This window comes from Pseudomonas sp. MWU12-2029 (assembly GCF_023242425.1).
Lineage (GTDB): Bacteria > Pseudomonadota > Gammaproteobacteria > Pseudomonadales > Pseudomonadaceae > Aquipseudomonas > Aquipseudomonas kribbensis.
This window is the reverse complement of record NZ_JALJDY010000002.1, coordinates 172841-192847: the sequence shown is the minus strand read 5'-3', so window position 1 is coordinate 192847 and position 20007 is coordinate 172841. Positions and strand designations below refer to the sequence as shown.

Sequence of the window (20007 nt, the reverse complement as noted above, 5' to 3'; positions counted from 1 at the left end):
CTGGACTGATGTTGATGGCAGTAACCGTCAACGCTGTGGCCGAGACGAAGGTCAACAGCGTGCGCCTGTGGCGGGCGCCCGACAACACGCGCCTGGTGTTCGACCTGACCGGTCCGGTGCAGCACAGCGTCTTCACCCTTACGGCACCGGATCGACTGGTGATCGACATCAATGGCGCCACCCTTGGCGCGCCGTTGAAAGTCTCCACCGCCAACACACCGATCACCGCCATGCGCTCGGCCCAGCGTACGCCGACCGACCTGCGGGTGGTCATCGACCTGAAGAAAGCCGTCACCCCGAAAAGCTTCTCGCTGGCGCCGAACGCGCAGTATGGCAACCGTCTGGTGGTGGACCTGTTCGATAACCCGGCCGATGCCGCACCGCCGCCAACCCCTGCGCCGGCACCGACGGTCGCCACTGTTCCGGCCGTTCCGGTAACCCCGGCCGAACCTGCGATCAAACTGCCCCCGGCCCCGGCCGGCAAGCGCGACATCATTGTGGTGATCGACGCCGGTCACGGCGGCGAAGACCCGGGTGCGTCCGGCTCACGCGGTCAGCGCGAGAAAGACGTGGTGCTGCAGATCGCCCGTGAACTGCAGCGCCAGGTCAACGGCATGAAAGGCTTCCGCGCCGAACTGACCCGGACCGGCGACTACTTCATCCCGCTGCGCGGCCGTACCGAAATCGCCCGCAAGAAGGGCGCCGACCTGTTCGTCTCGATCCACGCCGACGCCGCGCCGTCTGCGGCGGCCTTCGGGGCTTCGGTGTTTGCCCTGTCCGACCGTGGCGCAACGTCGGAGACCGCCCGTTGGCTGGCCGACAGCGAAAACCGTTCCGACCTGATCGGCGGTGCCGGCAACGTCAGCCTCGACGACAAGGACCGGATGCTCGCCGGCGTTCTGCTTGATCTGTCGATGACAGCCTCGCTGACCTCCAGCCTCAACGTCGGCCAGAAAGTCCTGACCAACATTGGTCGTGTCACGCCGTTGCACAAGCAACGCGTGGAGCAGGCCGGGTTCATGGTGCTGAAGTCGCCGGACATCCCGTCGATCCTGGTGGAAACCGGCTTTATCTCCAACGCCAACGAAGCGAACAAGCTTTCGGCCTCGAGCCACCAGCAGGCGCTGGCGCGTTCGATCAGCAGCGGCGTGCGTCAGTTCTTCCAGCAGAACCCGCCACCGGGCACTTACATTGCGTGGCTGCGTGATTCGGGCAAGATCGCCCAGGGGCCACGTGATCACCGGGTTAGCCCGGGTGAGACCCTGGCGATGATCGCGGTGCGTTATCAGGTGTCGGCCGCCACATTGCGCAGCGCCAATAACCTGAGCAGCGACGAGTTGAAGGTCGGTCAGCACCTGACCATACCGGGCACTGAACTGGCGTCCAAAGAATGAATCAGGTTCTGAACGCAGCGCGCATCGAACTGCTCAGCCCACGGCTGGCGAACCAGATCGCTGCCGGCGAGGTGGTTGAACGCCCGGCTTCGGTGATCAAGGAGTTGCTGGAAAACAGCCTCGACTCTGGTGCCAAACGAATCGACGTCGATGTCGAGCAGGGTGGCGTCAAGTTGCTGCGGGTGCGCGACGATGGCAGCGGCATTTCCGCCGATGACCTGCCACTGGCGCTGGCCCGTCACGCCACCAGCAAGATCCGCAACCTCGAAGACCTCGAACAGGTGATGAGCCTGGGCTTCCGCGGTGAGGCACTGGCATCGATCAGCTCCGTGGCGCGGCTTACCCTGACCTCCCGCACCCGCGATGCCGATCAGGCCTGGCAGGTCGAGACCGAAGGCCGCGACATGGCGCCCCGCGTGCAGCCGGCGGCGCATCCGGTCGGCACCTCGGTGGAAGTCCGTGACCTGTTCTTCAATACTCCGGCGCGGCGCAAATTCCTCAAGACCGAAAAAACCGAATTCGATCACCTGCAGGAAGTGATCAAGCGTCTGGCGCTGGCGCGTTTCGACGTGGCGTTCCATTTGCGCCACAACGGCAAGACCATCCTCAGTCTGCACGAGGCCCACGATGATGCGGCCCGCGCCCGGCGTGTGGCGGCGATCTGCGGTTCGGGCTTCCTGGAGCAGGCGCTGCCGATCGAGATCGAACGCAATGGCTTGCACCTGTGGGGTTGGGTCGGTCTGCCGACCTTCAACCGCAGTCAGGCGGACTTACAATATTTCTTCGTCAACGGCCGCGCGGTGCGCGACAAGCTGGTGGCTCACGCGGTGCGTCAGGCTTATCGCGATGTGCTGTTCAACGGCCGGCATCCGACGTTCGCGCTGTTTTTCGAGGTCGATCCGGCGGCGGTCGACGTCAACGTGCACCCGACCAAGCACGAAGTGCGCTTCCGCGACGGGCGCATGGTGCATGACTTCCTTTATGGCACCCTGCACCGTGCGCTGGGCGATGTGCGCCCGGAAGATCAGCTTGCCGGTTCGGTCACCACCGCGGTCGTCCGGCCAACCGGCCTCGAAGCCGGCGAGTTCGGCCCGCAGGGTGAAATGCGCCTGGCCGCCAATGCGCTGCTGGAGCAGCCGCAGGCACAACCGGCGTTCAATACCTCGTCGGGCGCGAGCACTGGCGGCGCCTATCAGTATCAATACACGCCACGTCCGCAACCTGCCGTCCCGGCTGCCGAGGCCCAGGCCGCGTATCGCGAGTTTTTCGCGCCGCTGCCCGAGGCCAATGCCAACGCGCTGCCGGCCGGTCAGGAAGACATTCCGCCACTGGGTTACGCACTGGCGCAGCTCAAGGGCATCTACATTCTGTCCGAGAACGCCCATGGCCTGGTTTTGGTGGACATGCACGCCGCTCACGAACGGATCATGTATGAGCGCCTGAAGATCGCCATGGCCAGTGAAGGCCTGAGCGGCCAGCCGTTGCTGGTGCCGGAGTCGCTGGCGGTCAGTCAGCGCGAGGCCGATTGCGCTGAAGAACACGCGGCGTGGTTCCAGCGTCTCGGGTTCGAGTTGCAGCGTCTGGGCCCGGAAACCCTGGCGATCCGGCAGATTCCGGCCCTGCTCAAACAGGCCGAGGCCAACCGTCTGGTGGGCGACGTGCTGTCGGACCTGATGGAGTACGGCACCAGCGACCGGATCCAGGCACACCTGAATGAACTGCTCGGCACCATGGCCTGCCACGGCGCGATCCGCGCCAACCGCCGCCTGGCCTTGCCGGAAATGAACGGCCTGCTGCGCGATATGGAAAACACCGAGCGCAGCGGTCAATGCAACCATGGCCGACCGACCTGGACCCAGCTGGGCCTGGACGATCTGGACAAACTGTTCCTGCGCGGTCGTTGATGAGCCAGCTTCCTCCAGCGATTTTCCTGATGGGCCCGACCGCTGCGGGCAAAACCGACCTGGCCATCGAGCTGACCAAGGTGCTGCCGTGCGAGTTGATCAGTGTCGATTCGGCGCTGGTCTATCGCGGCATGGACATCGGCACGGCCAAACCATCGAAAGAACTGCTGGCCGAGTATCCGCACCGCCTGATCGACATTCTCGATCCGGCCGAGGCTTATTCGGCTGCGGATTTCCGCCGCGATGCCCTGCAAGCCATGGCCGAAATCACCGCGCGCGGAAAAATTCCGCTGCTGGTGGGCGGCACGATGCTCTATTACAAGGCTTTGGTCGAAGGTCTGGCTGACATGCCGGCAGCGGATCCGGAGATTCGTGCGCAGATCGAAGAAGAGGCTGCACGCCTTGGCTGGCAGGCCCTGCACGATCAACTGGCAGTGATTGATCCGGAATCGGCGGCGCGTATTCACCCGAACGATCCGCAACGCCTGAGTCGTGCACTGGAAGTTTATCGGGTCAGCGGTCAGAGCATGACTGAACTGCGGCTGAAACAATCTGTACAAAGTACCGAAGCGGCGGCATCGGGACGGCAACAATTGCCCTATACTGTCGCGAACTTGGCCATTGCTCCGGCAAATCGTCAGGTACTGCATGACCGCATTAAACAAAGATTCACAAATATGCTGGAACAGGGATTCATCGACGAGGTCGTAGCCCTGCGTAATAGAAGTGACCTGCATGCCGGGTTGCCGTCTATACGTGCGGTAGGCTACCGCCAAGTCTGGGATTACCTGGATGGCAAGCTGACGGCGGCCGAAATGCAGGAGCGGGGCATCATCGCCACGCGCCAATTGGCCAAACGCCAGTTTACCTGGCTGCGCAGCTGGGACGATTTGCACTGGCTCGACAGTCTGGATTGCGACAATCTGCCACGCACCTTGAAATACCTTGGGACCATCTCCATATTGAGCTGAGTCCTTGCAATTGCCGTCTATCCTTGGGGGTGTGGCGGCAAAAGCCATCTGATTACCTATTTTTTATATTGAATCCTTAAAGGAGTGCGGCACATGTCAAAAGGGCATTCGCTACAAGACCCTTACTTGAATACTTTACGTAAAGAGAAAGTTGGGGTTTCCATCTACCTGGTCAACGGTATCAAACTGCAAGGCACGATCGAATCGTTCGACCAGTTCGTTATCCTGCTGAAGAACACCGTCAGCCAGATGGTTTACAAACACGCTATCTCTACAGTCGTGCCGGTTCGTCCAATTCGTCTGCCAAGCGCAACCGAATCCGAAGCAGGTGACGCTGAGCCAGGTAACGCCTGATAGGAGTCTCCTTTGTTCTTTGAGCGCCACGGTGGTGGTGAGCGAGTCATCCTCGTTCACTTGGATGGACAGGACCCTGAGGCGCGCGAAGATCCGCAGGAGTTTCAGGAACTGGCAAATTCGGCAGGCGCCGAGACCGTTGCGTTTTTTAACGTACCGCGTCATCGGCCAACCGCCAAATACCTGATCGGCAGCGGCAAGGTCGAGGAACTGCGCGACCTGGTACACGCCGAAGAAGCCGATCTGGTCATCTTCAATCACACCCTTACGCCCAGTCAGGAACGTAACCTCGAACGTGTGTTCGAGTGTCGCGTGATCGACCGTACCGGTCTGATTCTCGATATTTTCGCCCAACGCGCCCGTACCCATGAGGGCAAGCTCCAGGTAGAACTGGCCCAGCTTGACCACATGAGCACCCGGCTGGTCCGCGGCTGGACTCACCTTGAGCGTCAGGGTGGCGGTATCGGCATGCGCGGCCCGGGTGAAACCCAGCTCGAAACCGACCGACGCCTGCTGCGGGTTCGCCTGCGCCAGATCAAGGGCCGCCTGGAAAAAGTGCGCAGTCAGCGCGAACAGTCGCGTCGCGGCCGTTCGCGTGCGGATATCCCTACCGTGTCTCTGGTGGGATACACCAACGCCGGCAAATCCACGCTGTTCAATAACGTGACGAAATCCGAGGTGTACGCGGCCGACCAGTTGTTCGCCACGCTGGACCCGACCCTGCGCCGTCTGGAACTGGACGACCTGGGGCCGATCGTTCTGGCCGACACCGTGGGCTTCATTCGTCATTTGCCGCACAAGCTGGTCGAGGCATTTCGGTCTACGCTCGAAGAGTCGAGCAATTCCGACCTGCTGTTGCACGTGATCGATGCGGCCGAACCGGATCGCATGTTGCAGATCGAGCAGGTAATGGTGGTGCTGGGCGAGATTGGTGCCCAGGACTTGCCGATCCTCGAGGTCTATAACAAACTCGATTTGCTTGAAGGCGTTGAGCCACAAATCCAGCGCGACGAGAACGGCAAGCCTCAACGGGTCTGGTTGTCGGCGCGTGATGGCACTGGTCTGGAATTGCTTGAGCAAGCCATTGCCGAATTGCTGGGCAGTGATTTGTTTGTCGGAACCTTGCGTCTGCCCCAGCGGTTTGCGCGTCTGCGTGCACAGTTCTTCGAACTGGGCGCGGTACAGAAAGAAGAATACGACGAAGAAGGTGTCAGCTTGCTGGCCATTCGATTGCCGCGCTCGGAGCTCAATCGACTGGTCAGTCGTGAAGGCGTTGTGCCGACGGAGTTCATCGAGCAACACACTTTGCAATAAAAGCCTGAAAAAGCGGTTGTGCCGCAACGGCAGGCATTCTGTAGCATTGGTCGGCGCGCCGTGGGTGCGTCTTTGCTTTATCAGATGGAGAGCGCTATGGCTTGGAATGAGCCGGGTGGCAACTCGAACAATCAGGATCCTTGGGGTGGCAAGCGCCGCAATAACGGCGACCGCAAGGGACCACCAGATCTCGACGAGGCCTTCCGAAAGCTGCAGGAAAGCCTGAACGGGTTGTTCGGTGGTGGTAAGAAACGGGGTGGTGATGACGGTGGGGGTTCGGGCAAGAGTGGCGGCTTCGGCGGCCTGCTCGGCATCGGCCTCGTCGTGCTGGCGGCCGTGTGGCTGTACAGCGCGGTTTACGTGGTGGACGAACAGGAGCAGGCCGTGGTGCTGCGCTTCGGCAAGTACTACGAGACTGTCGGCCCGGGCCTGAACATCTACTTCCCGCCGATCGACAAGAAGTACATGGAAAACGTCACGCGCGAGCGTGCCTACACCAAGCAGGGCCAGATGCTGACCGAAGACGAGAACATCGTCGAAGTGCCTCTGACCGTGCAGTACAAGATCAGCAACCTGCAGGACTTCGTGCTGAACGTCGACCAGCCGGAAATCAGCCTGCAACACGCGACCGACAGTGCGCTGCGCCATGTGGTGGGTTCCACCGCGATGGACCAGGTGCTGACCGAAGGTCGTGAGCTGATGGCCAGCGAGATCAAGGAACGTCTGCAACGTTTCCTCGATACCTATCGCACCGGTATCACCGTTACCCAGGTCAACGTACAGAGCGCAGCGGCACCGCGTGAAGTGCAGGAAGCCTTCGATGACGTGATCCGCGCCCGTGAAGACGAGCAGCGTTCGCGCAACCAGGCTGAAACCTACGCCAATGGCGTGGTGCCGGAAGCCCGTGGTCAGGCCCAGCGCATCCTCGAAGATGCCAACGGTTACCGTGACGAAACGGTCTCCCGCGCCAAGGGTGAGGCCGATCGCTTCACCAAGCTGGTTGCCGAGTATCGCAAGGCGCCCGAGGTCACTCGTCAGCGTCTGTACCTGGATACCATGCAGGAAGTCTTCAGCAGCACCAGCAAGGTGCTCGTGACCGGCAACAAGAATGGCCAGAGCAACCTGCTTTACCTGCCGTTGGACAAGATGATTCAGAACAGCTCGGGCAGCAGTGCACCGGTCACCGGTTCAGCCGCCGCCAGCAACAACACGGATGTCGTGCCGCATGTCACTGACCTGCCGCAGACACGTACAAGGGAGACCCGCTGATGAGCAATAAATCGCTGATCGCCCTGATCGTTGGCGTTGTTGTGGTACTGGTTGGCTGGAACTGCTTCTACATCGTGGCTCAAACCGAGCGTGCGGTGCTGCTGCAGTTCGGTCGCGTGGTTCAGGCCGATGTCCAGCCGGGTCTGCATGTGAAGGTGCCTTACGTTAACCAGGTGCGTAAATTCGACGCACGTCTGATGACGCTGGATGCACCGACGCAACGCTTCCTGACGCTGGAAAAGAAAGCCGTGATGGTCGATGCCTACGCCAAGTGGCGCGTGAAGGATGCCGAGCGCTTCTACACCGCGACTTCCGGCCTCAAGCAGATCGCCGACGAGCGTCTGTCCCGTCGTCTGGAATCGGGCCTGCGTGACCAGTTCGGTAAGCGCACCCTGCACGAAGTGGTGTCCGGTGAGCGCGATGCGCTGATGGCCGACATCACGGCGTCGCTGAACAAGATGGCGGAAAAAGAGCTGGGTATCGAAGTGGTCGATGTCCGGGTCAAAGCCATCGACCTGCCGAAGGAAGTGAACCGCAGCGTGTTCGAACGTATGAGCACCGAGCGTGAGCGTGAAGCTCGCGAGCACCGCGCCAAGGGTAACGAGCTGGCCGAAGGCATCCGTGCCGACGCCGATCGTCAACGCCGCGTGCTGCTGGCTGAAGCCTATCGTGAATCCGAAGAGATTCGCGGTGACGGTGACGCCCAGGCCGCTGCGATCTACTCCAAGGCCTACGGTCAGGATCAGGAGTTCTACGGTTTCTACCGCAGCCTGCGTGCCTACCGTGAAAGCTTCGCGAACAAATCCGACGTCATGGTCCTCGACCCAAGCAGCGACTTCTTCCGTTACCTGGAAAAGTCCAAGCCTTGATACGACGTTGACCTGAATCATTCCGCCCGGCGGCTAAAACCTCGGGCGGGGTGATCCTTTCGGAAAACGTGTGTATGATGCGGCAGCCGGGAAATTCCCGGCTTTTTTGCGTCTGCACGTTTGATTGCTGTTTTTGTTGCAGAAGATCGGGTTGAATGACCCGACAGTTTTTCGAGGAAAGTGATGGGCGAAGCCGGTAACAGGCCTTTCGCCGCGTCGTTCATGCGCGTGCGTTTTGAACGGGCCGGTCATTTTCTGCTTCACTCAAGGCTCGCCCTCGGGCTGGCCGCCCGGATCTAAGGGGAATGGCGTAATGGCAACGGTAGACCGCTGGCTGCTGCCAGATGGCATCGAAGAAGTACTGCCACCGGAAGCGGCGCGCATTGAAGTCGCGCGTCGTCAGGTGTTGGATCTGTTCCAGAGCTGGGGTTACGAGTTTGTCGTGACTCCCCATATCGAGTACCTGGAATCCCTGCTGACCGGCGCGGGCCAGGACCTGGATCTGCGTACCTTCAAGGTCATCGACCCGCAATCGGGCCGGCAGATGGGTTTCCGTGCCGACATCACGCCGCAAGTGGCGCGCATCGATGCGCACACCCTGCGTCGCGAAGGCCCGAGCCGTCTGTGCTATGCCGGCAGCGTGCTGCATGCCCAGCCGCGTGCCTTGTCGTCCTCGCGCAGCCCGATCCAGTTGGGTGCCGAGTTGTACGGCGATGCCAGCCCGAGCAGCGACGTAGAAGTCATCAGCCTGATGCTGGCCATGCTGCAACTGGCCGATGTGCCGGACGTGCACATGGACCTGGGCCACGTTGGCATCTATCGCGGTCTGGCCCAGGCGGCCGGTCTGTCGGGTGAGGTCGAGCAACAGCTGTTCGATGCATTGCAACGCAAGGCCATCGACGAGGTCATTACCCTGACCGAAGGCCTGCCGGCTGATCTGTCCGGCATGCTGCGTGCGCTGGTCGACCTGTGCGGCGGCCGTGAAGTATTGAGCGCTGCCCGTGAGCGTCTGGCCAATGCGCCGGCGCCGGTACTGGCGGCGCTGGAAGATTTGCTGGCGATTGCCGAGCGACTGTCGGTGCGCTTCCCGGAGCTGCCGCTGTACTTCGATCTGGGCGAGCTGCGCGGTTACCACTACCACACCGGTGTGGTGTTCGCGGTGTTCGTGCCGGGTGTCGGCCAGTCCATCGCTCAGGGCGGTCGCTATGACGACATCGGCGCCGACTTCGGTCGCGCCCGTCCGGCAACCGGCTTTTCCACCGATTTGAAAACCCTGGTGACCCTGGGGCGTGCTGAGGTCGAGCTACCGTCTGGCGGTATCTGGATGCCTGACAGTACGGATGCGGCACTCTGGCAGCAGGTTTGCCAGTTGCGCAGTGAGGGTCAGCGTGTCGTTCAGGCATTGCCTGGACAACCTTTGGCCGCCGCCCGTGATGCGGACTGCGACCGGCAATTGATCCAGCAGAACGGGCTTTGGCAAGTATCGCCACTGGCTTCTTGAGTTTTCCTGCCGGCCACCGCCGGCACCAAGTTTGCGCGAATGAGGACAAGTGTTATGGGTAAGAATGTCGTAGTCCTGGGCACCCAGTGGGGTGATGAGGGCAAAGGCAAGATCGTTGATCTGCTGACCGAACATGCTGCCGCCGTAGTGCGCTACCAAGGTGGCCACAACGCTGGCCACACACTGGTGATCGACGGTGAAAAAACCGTCCTGCACCTGATCCCGTCGGGCGTGCTGCGCGAAGGCGTGCAGTGCCTGATCGGCAACGGCGTGGTGGTTGCACCTGACGCCCTGCTGCGCGAGATCACCAAGCTGGAAGAGAAAGGCGTACCGGTGCGCGAGCGCCTGCGTATCAGCCCGTCCTGCCCGCTGATCCTGTCCTTCCACGTGGCGCTGGACCAGGCCCGTGAAAAGGCCCGTGGCGAGCTGAAGATCGGTACCACCGGTCGCGGCATCGGCCCGGCTTACGAAGACAAGGTTGCGCGTCGTGGCCTGCGTGTGGGCGACCTGCTCAACATGCCGCGTTTCGAAGACAAGCTGCGTGAACTGGTGGACTACCACAACTTCATGCTGGTCGGTTACTACAAAGAGCCGGCCATCGAGTTCGAAAAGACCCTGGCCGAGTGCAAGGAATACGCCGAGCTGCTCAAGCCGCTGATGCTGGACGTCACTGCCGAGCTGCACGACCTGCGTCGCGCCGGCAAAGACATCATGTTCGAAGGTGCCCAGGGTTCGTTGCTCGACATCGACCACGGTACCTACCCGTACGTGACCAGCTCCAACACCACCGCCGGTGGCGTGGCGACCGGTTCGGGCGTTGGCCCGATGTTCCTGGACTACATCCTGGGCATCACCAAGGCTTACACCACTCGCGTAGGTTCGGGCCCGTTCCCGACCGAGCTGTTCGACGAAGTGGGCGCGCACCTGGCCAAGCAGGGTCACGAGTTCGGTGCGACCACCGGCCGTGCCCGTCGCTGCGGCTGGTTCGACGCCGTTATCCTGCGTCGCGCTATCGATGTGAACAGCATTTCGGGCATCTGCCTGACCAAGCTGGACGTACTCGACGGCCTGGAAACCATCAACATCTGCACCGGCTACAAAGACGCGCAAGGCAACGCCGTAGCGCCGACTGACGCTGACAGCTATGTAGGCCTGCAGCCTGTGTACGAAGAAGTGCCGGGCTGGACCGAATCGACCGTGGGCGCCAAGACCCTGGAAGAGCTGCCGGCCAACGCTCGCGCCTACATCAAACGCGTTGAAGAGTTGATCGGCGCGCCGATCGACATTATTTCGACGGGCCCGGACCGCAACGAAACCATCGTTCTGCGTCATCCGTTCGCTTGATAAGTCGTTGATGTAAAAAAACAAAGGCCCCTTCATCGGGGCCTTTGTCGTTTATGCCTGTTGGACGGCATGACCTTTGCTGTGAATCTGTCTACAAGAGTGCCATCAAATTAATGGCGTCAGAAGTAGAGGGATTCACAGTGTCGGCCGTTCTCTCACTGTTACAAAGCCGTTTGTTGCGGCCCGTATTCGTTACCCTTGGTATCGCCCTTTTGGTGCAAGTGTTAGTGGCCGTCGCCCTGACGCGGAGCACCGTCACCGCGCTGGAAGCCGACCTGGGCACTCGCCTGGGCGCCGACAGCCAGAAGCTCTCCGGTGAGCTGGAGCAGGCCGGGCGCGAAGTCACCTCGAGCCTCGATACCTTATCCACCAATACTCGCCAGCGTTTGACCGCCGGCCTGTCCTCGCGTCTGAAGGAAGAGCAGGCGCAATTGCGTACGACCCTGGAAAAAGACCTGAAGGACTCGGCCAATGACATGGCCCAGTTGCTCGCCTCCGTAGCGCCTCGCGCCATGTGGGACAGCGACGTGCCGACCCTTTCCGAATTCGCCCGTCGGGCCCAGCGCAATCCCAACGTGCTGTTCGTGGTTTACGACGACGCCACCGGCCAGCATCTGACCCGCTATCTCAACCGTGAAAACCCGATCAACAAGGCCCTTCTGGAAAAAGGCCAGGGCGAGCGGGCGCTGGATAAGGTGCTGGATGCGGCGAAGCATGATCCCTCGGTCTACTACCTCGAAGCCTCGATCAATCCCAACGGCGTGGAGATCGGCAAGGTGCTGATGGGCGTCTCGACGGCCTCGGTGGATACCGATCTGGCGGCACTCGATCAGCGCTTCTCGGCACTGATCGCCAGCAGTGATCAACTGGTCGGTGACAGCCTCAAGGGTGCCGCCGCCGACAGCGCCACGGCCATGCGTGCGCGCCTGCAGTCGGCGCAGTCCACGGCTGCGGAGATGAAAGCCAACACGACCAACACCGTACAGGACGCCGCAGCCACGTTGCGCTGGCGTATTGGCATGGGGCTGGCGCTGGTCGGCGCCGGCGTGCTGTTGCTGCTGGCCGTGGTGCTCGGCCACCGCGTGGTCAACCGCTTGAAGATGCTCAACGCCGCCATGGATGATCTGGCAGCAGGCGAGGGTGACCTGACCAAGCGTGTGCAGATCAACAGCAAGGACGAAATTGGCGACATGGCGTCGGCGGTCAACCGCTTTGTGGATAAGTTGCAGCCGATCGTGCGCGAGGCCGGAGATGTGGCTCAGCGTACCGGCGTGGAAATCGGTGCGATGACGTTGCGCAATGCCGGTGCCGACGCGGCGGCCGGGATGCAGCGCGATGAGGTTGCCGAAAGTCTGCGCGCGCTGTCGCAAATGGCTGATGAGGCGCAGTCGGAAAGCCATGCGATGCAGGCGGCGCTGAAGCAGGTGGTGGATATTCGTCAGGCCACCGACGAGAACACCCGCACGTCGGCCAAGGTCGGCAGCCTTATCGAGGCGCTGGCGGGGCAGGTCGATACCGGGGCGAAAGTCATCGAACGGCTGGCACAGCAGAGTGAGCAGATCGAAGTGGTGCTGACCGTGATTCACGGCATCGCCGAGCAGACCAATCTTCTGGCGCTCAACGCTGCCATCGAAGCGGCCCGGGCCGGTGAGACCGGTCGCGGGTTTGCGGTGGTGGCGGACGAAGTCCGGGCGCTGGCGAGCAAGACTCAAAGCTCCACCGGTGACATTCAGGCGCATATCGTGGCCTTGCAGCAGGGCGCCCGTGAGGCGGTTGAGGCGATTGGTCAGGCCGGGCGTCAGGCCAGCGAAGGTTTGCTGGTGTTGCGTGACAGTGCGCGGTTGCAGCAGTCGGTGCAGGCGTCGGTCGAGCAGGTGCATGCGGCGATTGGTCTGGCGACTCAGGCAGCGGCGCATCAGGCGCAGGGTGCGCAGGCCGTGCGCGGTCGGGTCGAGACGATTCATGCCCAGGCCGAGAAAGCCGCTCAGGCGGTGGTCGAAACCACGGCCAGCGGCAAGGTGCTGGATGGTCTGGCGGCGCAGCTCAAGGCCAGCCTGGGGCAGTTCCGGGCCTGATAGTGCGGGCAAAAAAAATCGCAGCTTCGGCTGCGATTTTTTTATCGGCTCAAATACATCCGGGTTGTCAGCAGGTAGACGGGCAGCCCCGACACTACGATCAACAACGCTGCATAAGGCGCTGCGGCTGCGAACTCGACATTCGCGGTGTGTGCCCACACCTCGGTAGCCAAGGTGTTGAGCCCGGTCGGGCTCAACAGCAGTGTCGCCGTCAGTTCCTTCATGGCATCCAGAAACACCAGCGCAAACGCCGCGCCCAGTGCCGGGAAAATGATTGGCAGGGTCACTCGGCAGAACGCCGTGAACGACGACGCGCCCAGAGTGCGGGCGGCTTCTTCCAGTTGCGGTGCGGCTTTGTTCAGCGCCGTGCGGATCGGCGCCTGGGCCAGTGGCAGGAATAGCAGCGCATAGGCGATCAGCAACAACAGGGAAGTCTGATACAGCGCCGGCACGTAATGCAGGGCGAAATACACCAGCGTCAGTGCGATCACCAGCCCCGGCAGCGCGTGCAGCAGATAGGGCAGACGCTCGGCCCAGATCGCCAGTTGGCCTTTGTAGCGCACTACCAGCAATCCGACCGGTACCGCCAGTAGCAGACACAGTCCCGCGCCACCCAGCGACAGCGCAAGCGACGACAGCAGTGCTTCGGTGATTGCCGCCACCGGGAAGGCTGCTGACGAGCCGACCGCTAGCCAGTACGCCAACATTCCCAGTGGAATGCCGCTACCGACAATCGCCAGCATCAGGCAATACAGCTGACCGCCCATTGCCCAAGGTCCGAGTTGCACTTGCTCGGCCCGGCGCGCCGCACCCTGGCCGGTTCGCACGTGACGTCCCTTGCCGCGCACCCGCAGTTCCAGCCACAGCAGCATCAAACACAGCGCCAGCAGCACCGCCGACAGCATCGCTGCATTGGCATTGCTGAATTCCAGCTCGAATTGCTGATAGATCGCGGTGGTGAAGGTTTGCAGGCCAATGATCGACAGTGCGCCGAACTCCACCAGCATGTGCAATGCAATCAGTAGCGAACCGGCCAGCAGCGAAGGCCAGAGCAGTGGCAGGGTAACGCGGAAAAACACGCCCCAGCGATTCTGTCCCAGTGTCCTTGCCGACTCTTCAAGGGAAGGGTCGAGATTGCGCAGGGTGGCTGCCACCGGAAGAAAGATCAGAGGATATTTCGACAGGCTCATCACCAGGATCGCCCCACCGAGTCCTTCGAACTGCGCGCTTAACGAAACCCAGGTAAAGCTGCTGACGAATGCCGGTACCGCAAACGGCAAACACAGAATCACGCCCCACAAACGCCGGCCCGGCAGGTTGCTGCGCTCCAGCAACCACGCCAGCGACAGGCCGATCACGCCGCAAGTCACGGTGACACCGACCATCAGTGCCAGCGTGTTGCGCAGCAGGCCGAATACGTAAGGGCGCCATAGCAAATGCAGCGCCTCGGACCAGCCCGCCTGCCAGGCTTTGAGCCCGACATAGGCCAGCGGCAACAGGCTCAATACCACCAGCAGCAACACCGGCAACACCAGCCAGATCGACGGCCGCTTGCGCCGTGGCACGTATCCCCCGCGCGTGGCGGGGGCGGATAACGAGGCGCTCATCAGTTCAGGCCAACTTCGCGTTCCAGATCCAGTGCTTCCTCGGCATTGCCCAGATCGGCCGGGGTAACGTCCGGGGCTTCCAGCTCACTGAAAGGCTTGAGGCCGCGATCCGACTCCATGCCGTTGTGCAACGGATACTCGGCGGTGGTCTGGGTGATCACGCGCTGGCCTTCCTCGCTGGCCATGTAGGCGAGAAATTGCTGGGCTTCTTTTGGATGTTTGCTGGACTTCAGCACCGCGGCGCTGGAGACGGTGATCAAGCCGCCCACGTCGCCGCCGGTGAAGTAATGCAGTTTGGAGTCGAGCTTGCCTTTCTCCCGCTGCAGGGCGAACCAGTAGTAGTTGTTCACCAATACGGTGGCGACTTCGCCGTTTTCCACAGCCTTGAGGGCGACCATATTGTTGCTGTAGGTCTTGCCGAAGGCGCGCAGGCCGGTCAGCCATTCTTCGGCGGCTTCACGACCATGCTTTTTGATGATGGCGACGGCCTGTTCCTGGAAGGCACCGCTGGTGGGCACGAAGCCGACCTTGCCTTGCCACTGCGGATCGGCGAAATCCAGCACCGACTTGGGCAGGTCTTTTTCATCGACCAGTTTCGGGTTGAAGGCGACTACGCGAACCCGTGCGGTGACGCCGATCCAGGTGCCATTGCCGGCGACGTATTTTTTCGGCAGGACTGCCAGAGTGGCATCGTCGCTCTTGGCCAGCAGGCCGAGTTCACCGAGGTTGTTCAGTGGCGGGGATTCTTCGGTGTAGATCACGTCGGCGGGGGAGCGGTCGCCTTCTTCGATGATCTGGCTGGCAAGCTGGTTGCTGCTGCCCTTGCGTACATTGACGTGAATACCGGTCTTGGCTTCGAAAGCCTTGGCGATCGCGTCGCCGACTTCCTTGTGTTGACCGTTGTAGAGAGTCAGGGAAACCGTATCGGCAGCCTGGGTGAGGGGAGTGGCGAGTGCCAGGCCGAGCAGGGTGAAGGTCAAGCCGCGGCGCAGGGTATTTCGAAACATCATTCGCAGGGTTCCTCACTGTCGCATTGCAAAAACTTGCAACAATGATAAACGATATCGTTTCTCAAATGCTCATTGCGAGCAGGATAAGGGTTTGGTAGGGCTGCTTGAGTTTTTCAGGAAGCCAGAAACGCAAAAACCCGCTTTCGCGGGTTTTTGTGAGATTCAAGATCGTAACCTTGAATTTGAATTGGTGCCCAGAAGAAGACTCGAACTTCCACGACCGTAAGGTCACCAGCACCTGAAGCTGGCGTGTCTACCAATTTCACCATCTGGGCTTCATCTTCAGCGTTGCCGCTGTTGATGTGGCGCACTATACGGAGCGCCTTTTGATCTGTAAACCCCTGATTTGATTTTAATAAATCAATTTCAGAAAAAAGTCGGACGCAGAATGCAAAAACCCGCTTTCGCGGGTTTTTGTGTGAGTCTTGAAACTGATCTAGTCTCAAACTCGAAATTGGTGCCCAGGAGAAGACTCGAACTTCCACGACCGTAAGGTCACCAGCACCTGAAGCTGGCGTGTCTACCAATTTCACCACCTGGGCATCTCGACAGCGTCTGTACGTCGTCGATGGCGCGCACTATACGGAGCGTCTTTTTAACTGTAAACCCCTGCCAGCAAAAAAATTGGTTTTTTTTACCAGCGGTGTTCAAAACCCCTTTCAGACGTCGATACAAGGCTCCAGACGCGCCTTATAGAGTCGGAAATTTCCCGTTTGATGGCGCCTATGCCAAACTAACCCGCATATAGACAAGGTGAAAACTCTCTAATGGCCGATTGGCAGTCCCTCGATCCCGAGGCCGCTCGTGAAGCGGAAAAATATGAAAACCCTATTCCCAGCCGCGAACTGATCCTTCAGCACCTTGCTGATCGGGGTTCGCCTGCTGCCCGCGAGCAACTGGTCGAAGAATTTGGTCTGACCACAGAAGACCAGATCGAAGCCCTGCGCCGCCGCCTGCGCGCCATGGAGCGCGACGCTCAACTGATCTACACCCGCCGTGGCACTTATGCGCCAGTGGACAAGCTCGACCTGATCCTCGGCCGCATCAGCGGTCACCGCGACGGCTTCGGCTTCCTGGTGCCGGATGACGGCTCCGACGACCTGTTCATGAGCCCGGCGCAAATGCGTCTGGTGTTCGACGGCGACCGTGCTTTGGCCCGTGTGTCCGGCCTGGACCGTCGCGGCCGTCGCGAAGGCGTGATCGTCGAAGTGGTGTCCCGTGCCCACGAAAGCATCGTTGGCCGTTACTTCGAAGAGGGCGGCATCGGCTTCGTGGTCGCGGACAACCCGAAGATCCAGCAGGAAGTGCTGGTGACCCCGGGCCGCAACGCCAACGCCCAGATCGGTCAGTTCGTCGAGGTGAAAATCACCCACTGGCCGACTCCGCGCTTCCAGCCGCAAGGCGATGTGATCGAAGTCGTCGGCAACTACATGGCGCCGGGCATGGAAATCGATGTCGCCCTGCGCACCTACGACATTCCGCACGTCTGGCCTGAAGCCGTTCTGAAGGAAGCCGGCAAGCTCAAGCCGGAAGTCGAAGAGAAAGACAAAGAGAAACGCGTCGACCTGCGCCATCTGCCGTTCGTCACCATCGACGGTGAAGATGCCCGCGACTTCGACGACGCGGTCTACTGCGAATCCAAGCCAGGCAAGTTGCGTCTGTTCTCCGGCGGCTGGAAGTTGTACGTGGCGATTGCCGACGTTTCCAGCTACGTGAAGATTGGCTCGGCCCTGGACAACGAAGCCCAGGTGCGCGGCAACTCGGTGTATTTCCCCGAGCGCGTGGTGCCGATGCTGCCGGAGCAGCTCTCCAACGGCCTCTGCTCGCTGAACCCGCACGTTGATCGTCTGGCCATGGTTTGCGAGATGACCATCTCCAAATCCGGCGAAATGACCGACTACTGCTTCTATGAAGCAGTGATCCACTCCCACGCCCGTCTGACCTACAACAAGGTCAGCGCGATGCTGGAAACGCCGAAAGCGACTGAAGCTCGCAAGCTTCGCGGCGAATACACCGACGTCCTGCCGCACCTGAAACAGCTCTACGCGCTGTACAAGGTATTGCTGGCCGCCCGTCACGTGCGTGGCGCGATCGATTTCGAAACGCAGGAAACCCGGATCATCTTCGGCTCCGAGCGCAAGATTGCCGAAATCCGTCCGACCACCCGTAACGACGCCCACAAGCTGATCGAGGAATGCATGCTGGCGGCCAACGTGGCCACTGCCGAATTCCTGAAAAAGCACGAAATCCCTGCGTTGTACCGCGTCCACGATGGCCCCCCACCGGAGCGTCTGGAAAAACTGCGCGCGTTCCTCGGTGAGCTCGGCCTGTCCCTGCATAAAGGCAAGGACGGCCCGACGCCGAAGGACTATCAGGCACTGTTGGCGAGCATCAAGGACCGTCCGGATTTCCATCTGATCCAGACCGTGATGCTGCGCTCCTTGAGCCAGGCGGTGTACAGCGCCCAGAACGAAGGCCACTTCGGTCTGAACTACGAAGCCTATACCCACTTCACCTCGCCGATCCGTCGTTACCCGGACCTGCTTACGCACCGGGCGATCCGCAGCGTGATCCATTCGAAACAGGACACCCCGCACGTTCGCCGTGCCGGCGCGATGACCATTCCGAAGGCGCGCATCTATCCGTACGACGAGGCGGCGCTGGAGCAACTCGGCGAGCAATGCTCGATGAGCGAGCGCCGTGCCGACGAAGCGACCCGCGACGTGGTGAACTGGCTCAAGTGCGAGTTCATGAAAGACCGCGTGGGCGAATCGTTCCCGGGCGTGATCACTGCCGTGACCGGTTTTGGCCTGTTCGTCGAATTGACCGATATCTATGTCGAAGGTCTGGTGCACGTGACGGCGCTGCCGGGCGATTACTACCACTTCGACCCTGTGCACCACCGCCTGGCGGGCGAGCGCACCGGTCGCAGCTTCCGTCTTGGCGATACCGTTGAAGTGCGCGTCATGCGCGTCGATCTCGACGAGCGCAAGATCGACTTCGAGATGGCCGAGAAAACCATCAGCGCACCAATCGGCCGCAAGAAGCGTGGCACCGAAACCGCTGCTCCAGCGGCCAAGGTTGTGGAAGAGAAGGCTTCGGCCAAAACCGCCAGCCGTCGCCCGGCCAAGGAAAAGGTCGCCGAGGCTTATCGCCCGAGCGATGCCGTGGCGAAAAACGCCGAGCTGCGCAAAAGCCGTGAGATGAAGAAGGCCTTGCTGGCCGACGCCAAAAACGGTGGTAAAGCGGCGTCCGGGGGAAAGACCGGACGGTCGGCGCCTGAAAAGGCCTCCGGCAGCAAGCCAGGCAAACCGAGCAAACACCGCAAGGGCCCGCCAAAAGCGGGTTCCGCTCCAGCCAAAAGCGGCGGAGCACGTAAACCGAAGGCGAAGTCATGAGTCAGTTGGAAAAAATCTACGGCGTTCACGCGGTAGAAGCGTTGCTGCGTCACCACCCTAAACGCGTCAAGCAGATCTGGCTGGCTGAAAGCCGCAACGATCCACGGGTGCAGACGCTGATCGAGCTGGCCAACGAAAACCGGGTCCAGATCGGTCAGGCCGAGCGCCGCGAAATGGACGCCTGGGTCGAAGGTGTGCACCAGGGCGTGGTGGCGGACGTCAGTCCGAGCCAGGTCTGGGGCGAAGCGATGCTTGACGAGCTGCTCGATCGCACCGAAGGCGCGCCACTGCTGCTGGTGCTCGACGGCGTGACCGATCCGCACAACCTCGGCGCCTGCCTGCGTTCGGCGGACGCGGCCGGTGCGTTGGCGGTCATCGTGCCGAAAGACAAGTCGGCCACTCTGACACCGGTCGTGCGGAAAGTGGCTTGCGGTGCGGCGGAAGTGATACCGCTGGTGGCCGTGACCAACCTTGCGCGCACCCTGGAAAAGCTCCAGCAGCGCGGGCTGTGGGTTGTCGGCACGGCGGGCGAAGCCGAGGTCAGCATCTATGACCAGGACCTGACCGGCCCGACCATCCTGATCATGGGCGCCGAAGGCAAAGGCATGCGTCGCCTGACCCGTGAACATTGCGACTACCTGGTGCACCTGCCGATGGCCGGGAGCGTCAGCAGTCTCAACGTGTCGGTTGCGACCGGCGTGTGCCTGTTCGAGGCCCAGCGCCAGCGCGGGGCCAAGGCCAAGGCTGCAGCCAAAAAGTCTTAAGCCTTACGCCGTCCAATGTGGGAGCGAGCCTGCTCGCGATAGCGGAGTTACATTCAGCATCATTGTTGGATGTTAAGCCGCCATCGCGAGCAGGCTCGCTCCCACAGTGCTTTGTGGTGTGGCCCGGATTGGTGGCTGTTCAAATAATCACCAATTGCCTTGCACCTCTTCTGTCCCTTCTCTACAATTGCGCCCCTTGCTGTGACGGCAGGCACCCATGTGCCCCGCGCCGG

The 20007-nt window shown here is 61.2% G+C and carries 14 protein-coding genes and 2 tRNA genes; 12 read left to right on the top strand and 4 right to left on the bottom strand.

The window, feature by feature from the left end; genetic code table 11:
* Nucleotides 1-8: 8 nt before the first annotated feature.
* The 10 genes from M5B44_RS05840 to M5B44_RS05795 all read left to right on the top strand — a co-directional run bounded on the left by M5B44_RS05840 (nucleotide 9) and on the right by M5B44_RS05795 (nucleotide 12995).
* Nucleotides 9-1394: an N-acetylmuramoyl-L-alanine amidase gene (locus tag M5B44_RS05840; RefSeq protein WP_371320912.1), complete on the top strand. Its 1386-nt coding sequence runs from the start codon at nucleotides 9-11 to the stop codon at nucleotides 1392-1394.
* A complete protein-coding gene (gene mutL, locus M5B44_RS05835; RefSeq protein WP_248738525.1) occupies nucleotides 1391-3298 on the top strand; it encodes a DNA mismatch repair endonuclease MutL in 1908 nt (635 codons plus the stop codon). The genes M5B44_RS05840 and mutL overlap by 4 nt, the downstream gene beginning before the upstream one ends.
* Nucleotides 3298-4269: a tRNA (adenosine(37)-N6)-dimethylallyltransferase MiaA gene (miaA, locus tag M5B44_RS05830; RefSeq protein ID WP_248738744.1), complete on the top strand. Its 972-nt coding sequence runs from the start codon at nucleotides 3298-3300 to the stop codon at nucleotides 4267-4269. Before mutL ends, miaA begins: the two co-directional genes overlap by 1 nt.
* A gap of 93 nt (nucleotides 4270-4362) precedes the next feature.
* A complete protein-coding gene (gene hfq / locus M5B44_RS05825) occupies nucleotides 4363-4623 on the top strand; it encodes an RNA chaperone Hfq (RefSeq protein WP_007902656.1) in 261 nt (86 codons plus the stop codon).
* 12 nt (nucleotides 4624-4635) lie between these two features.
* Nucleotides 4636-5937: a ribosome rescue GTPase HflX gene (gene hflX / locus M5B44_RS05820; RefSeq protein ID WP_064379099.1), complete on the top strand. Its 1302-nt coding sequence runs from the start codon at nucleotides 4636-4638 to the stop codon at nucleotides 5935-5937.
* Nucleotides 5938-6033: 96 nt separating this feature from the next.
* Entirely contained in the window at nucleotides 6034-7206 is a 1173-nt protein-coding gene (hflK, locus tag M5B44_RS05815) for an FtsH protease activity modulator HflK (protein WP_085711157.1), read from the top strand.
* Nucleotides 7206-8075: a protease modulator HflC gene (gene hflC, locus M5B44_RS05810; RefSeq protein ID WP_027611416.1), complete on the top strand. Its 870-nt coding sequence runs from the start codon at nucleotides 7206-7208 to the stop codon at nucleotides 8073-8075. Before hflK ends, hflC begins: the two co-directional genes overlap by 1 nt.
* 313 nt (nucleotides 8076-8388) lie before the next feature.
* Entirely contained in the window at nucleotides 8389-9576 is a 1188-nt protein-coding gene (locus M5B44_RS05805) for an ATP phosphoribosyltransferase regulatory subunit (RefSeq protein ID WP_248738524.1), read from the top strand.
* A gap of 54 nt (nucleotides 9577-9630) precedes the next feature.
* Nucleotides 9631-10920, top strand: coding sequence for an adenylosuccinate synthase (locus M5B44_RS05800; protein WP_085711159.1), 1290 nt, complete (start codon nucleotides 9631-9633; stop codon nucleotides 10918-10920).
* Nucleotides 10921-11060: 140 nt separating this feature from the next.
* A complete protein-coding gene (locus M5B44_RS05795) occupies nucleotides 11061-12995 on the top strand; it encodes a methyl-accepting chemotaxis protein (RefSeq protein WP_134825289.1) in 1935 nt (644 codons plus the stop codon).
* A gap of 41 nt (nucleotides 12996-13036) precedes the next feature.
* Here the strand turns inward: M5B44_RS05795 and M5B44_RS05790 are convergent, their stop codons facing one another.
* The 4 genes from M5B44_RS05790 to M5B44_RS05775 form a co-directional block, all read right to left on the bottom strand.
* Complete coding sequence (locus tag M5B44_RS05790) at nucleotides 13037-14602, bottom strand: ABC transporter permease (RefSeq protein ID WP_248738523.1); 1566 nt, start codon at nucleotides 14600-14602, stop codon at nucleotides 13037-13039.
* Nucleotides 14602-15612 (bottom strand): extracellular solute-binding protein, encoded by a 1011-nt coding sequence (locus M5B44_RS05785; RefSeq protein ID WP_134825291.1) that lies wholly within the window; start codon nucleotides 15610-15612, stop codon nucleotides 14602-14604. The genes M5B44_RS05790 and M5B44_RS05785 overlap by 1 nt, the downstream gene beginning before the upstream one ends.
* A gap of 188 nt (nucleotides 15613-15800) precedes the next feature.
* Nucleotides 15801-15887, bottom strand: a tRNA-Leu gene (locus tag M5B44_RS05780).
* Between the two features lie 180 nt (nucleotides 15888-16067).
* Nucleotides 16068-16154 (bottom strand) — tRNA-Leu (locus tag M5B44_RS05775).
* Between the two features lie 225 nt (nucleotides 16155-16379).
* On the opposite strand from M5B44_RS05775, the gene rnr reads away from it, so the two are divergent.
* Nucleotides 16380-19010 (top strand): ribonuclease R, encoded by a 2631-nt coding sequence (rnr, locus tag M5B44_RS05770; RefSeq protein ID WP_248738522.1) that lies wholly within the window; start codon nucleotides 16380-16382, stop codon nucleotides 19008-19010.
* Entirely contained in the window at nucleotides 19007-19774 is a 768-nt protein-coding gene (gene rlmB, locus M5B44_RS05765) for a 23S rRNA (guanosine(2251)-2'-O)-methyltransferase RlmB (protein ID WP_248738521.1), read from the top strand. Before rnr ends, rlmB begins: the two co-directional genes overlap by 4 nt.
* Nucleotides 19775-20007: the final 233 nt, after the last annotated feature.